Origin of the sequence: Streptomyces sp. NRRL B-1347 (assembly GCF_000720325.1) — a bacterium.
Classification (GTDB): domain Bacteria; phylum Actinomycetota; class Actinomycetes; order Streptomycetales; family Streptomycetaceae; genus Streptomyces.
The window spans coordinates 1-2529 of the sequence record NZ_JOJM01000192.1 but is presented as its reverse complement, the minus strand read 5'-3'; the positions used below and the strand labels follow the sequence as shown (position 1 = coordinate 2529).

General features: G+C 70.3%; 1 pseudogene. It reads right to left on the bottom strand.

Annotated features, from left to right (window positions below):
- A pseudogene (locus IG74_RS0144330) lies at window positions 1-2529 on the bottom strand (beta-ketoacyl synthase N-terminal-like domain-containing protein); the annotation flags it as partial.

Here is a 2529-nt window from a genome sequence, read left to right as displayed (position 1 = left end):
CACCGCGTCCGGCTCCACACCCACCGAACGCCACAACCGCGCCAACGACACCATCACCGCGAACAACACCGGCTGCACCACATCCACCCGGTCAAACCCGGGAGCACCCTCGGCGCCGCGCAGTACGTCCGTCAACGACCAGTCGACGTAAGCCGACAGCGCCGACTCACACTCCCCCATCGCCTCCGCGAACACCGGCGAGGACTCCAGAAGCCCCACCGCCATACCCGCCCACTGCGCCCCCTGACCCGGGAACACAAACACCGAACGGCCACGCACATCGGCCACGCCACGCGTCACACCCGAGGCCACCGCGCCAGAAGCTCCTCACGGCCGGCACCCGTCACCACCCCACGGTGCTCGAACACCGAACGCGACGACACCAACGACAACGCCACATCCGCGGCACCCAACTCCGGACGCTCGGCCACGAACTCCCGCAGCCTGGCAGCCTGATCCCGCAGCGCGTCGCCGCTCTTGCCGGACACGACCCACGCCACCGGACCGTCGACGGCCTCGGCCTCAGGCTCCGCCGCCTCCTCGGCTTCCGGGGCCTGCTCCAGGATCGCGTGCGCGTTCGTCCCGCTCACGCCGAAGGACGACACTCCGGCGCGGCGAGGGTGGCCCGACTCCGGCCAGACTGTGGCCTCGCTGAGCAGCGCGATGTCGCCCGCTGACCAATCCACGTGTTGTGACGGCTCATCGGTGTGCAGCGACTTCGGCAGCACGCCGTGCCGCATCGCCATCACCATCTTGATGACACCGGCGACACCGGCCGCCGCTTGCGAATGGCCGATGTTCGACTTCACCGATCCGAGCCACAGCGGCTGGTCCGCAGGCCGGTCCTGGCCGTAGGTGGCCAGCAGCGCCTGCGCCTCGATCGGGTCACCCAGCGACGTGCCCGTACCGTGCGCCTCCACCGCGTCGACCTCGGCGCCCGACAGCCGGGCGGTCTTGAGCGCCGCGCGGATCACCCGCTGCTGCGACGGTCCGTTCGGGGCGGTCAGGCCGTTGGACGCACCGTCCTGGTTGACCGCCGAGCCCCGGACGATGGCCAGCACCTCGTGGCCGTTGCGCTGGGCGTCCGACAGCCGCTCGACGAGCAGCAGTCCGACGCCTTCGGCGAATCCGAATCCGTCTGCGGCATTGCTGAACGCCTTGCACTTGCCATCGGCGGACAGCGCGCGCTGCCGGCTGAAGTCCACAAGGCCGGCCTGTGTGGACATCACCGTCGCGCCACCGGCAAGCGCCAGGTCGCATTCGCCCTGGCGCAGTGCCTGGACCGCGAGGTGCAGCGCGACCAGCGACGACGAACACGCGGTGTCCACCGTCACGGCGGGCCCTTCCAGGCCCAAGGTGTAGGAGATCCGGCCCGAGGCCACGCTGCCCGCGCTGCCGGTGCCGAGATAGCCCTCAAAGCCTTCGGGGGCGTTCCCTTGCAGCCGGGTGCCGTAGTCGTTGTACACAACGCCGACGAAGACTCCGGTCCGGCTTCCCTTCGCCGACTCGGGGTCGATACCGGCGCGCTCGAACGCCTCCCACGAGGTTTCCAGCAGCAGCCGCTGCTGCGGGTCCATCGAGAGCGCCTCACGCGGCGAGATCCCGAAGAAGGCCGGGTCGAACTGGTCCGCGTCGTAGAGGAAGCCACCGTTGCGGGCGTAGTACGTGCCCTCGCGCGCGGGGTCCGGGTCGTACGTCGTCTCGAGGTCCCAGCCGCGGTTGGACGGGAGCGAGGCGGTGGCGTCGGTACCACCCATCACCAGGTGCCAGAATTCCTCGGGCGTCCGCACCCCACCGGGGAATCGGCAGCTCATGGCGACGATCGCGATCGGGTCGTCGTCCGTGTGTGCCGGGGTGTTGGCGGATCCGCCCGCCGTCGGCGCCGCGATGGCCGTGTCCTGCGCCCCGAGGATCTCCGAGCGCAGATAGCCCGCCAGTACGGTCGGGTTCGGGTAGTCGAAGACAAGCGTGGCCGGGAGGCGCAGACCCGTTTCCGCACTCAGACGGTTCCGCAGTTCCACGGCGGTGAGCGAGTCGAAACCCAGTTCCTTGAAGGGCCGTCCCACCTCGACAGTGTCCGACTTCGCGTGTCCCAAGGCGGCGGCCGCCTGGACGCGGATCAGATCCTCGAGCAGGAACTGCTCCTGGTCCGCCTCGGACATGCCGGCCAGTCGCCGCCGCAGACGGGCGGCAATGTCGTCCTCGGCTCCGGCGCCTGCGACGCGCCGGACCGTCGTCCCCGGCACGACGTTGCGGAAGAGGGCGGGGAGTTCGGCGCCCTGCGCACGCAGCGCCGGGATGTCCAGCCGGAAGAGAACCGGAACAACCGCAGGCGAGGTCAGAGCCGCGTCGAACAGCTCAAGCCCCTCGTCCGTGGCCAGTGGTACCAGGCCCGAGCGGGATATCCGCTGGACGTCGTCCTCGCCGAGATGTCCGGTCATGCCGCTGGCCTCGGCCCACAGACCCCACGCCATCGACACACCCGGCAACCCCTGAGCCCGCCGCCACGACGCCAGGCCGTCCAGGAAC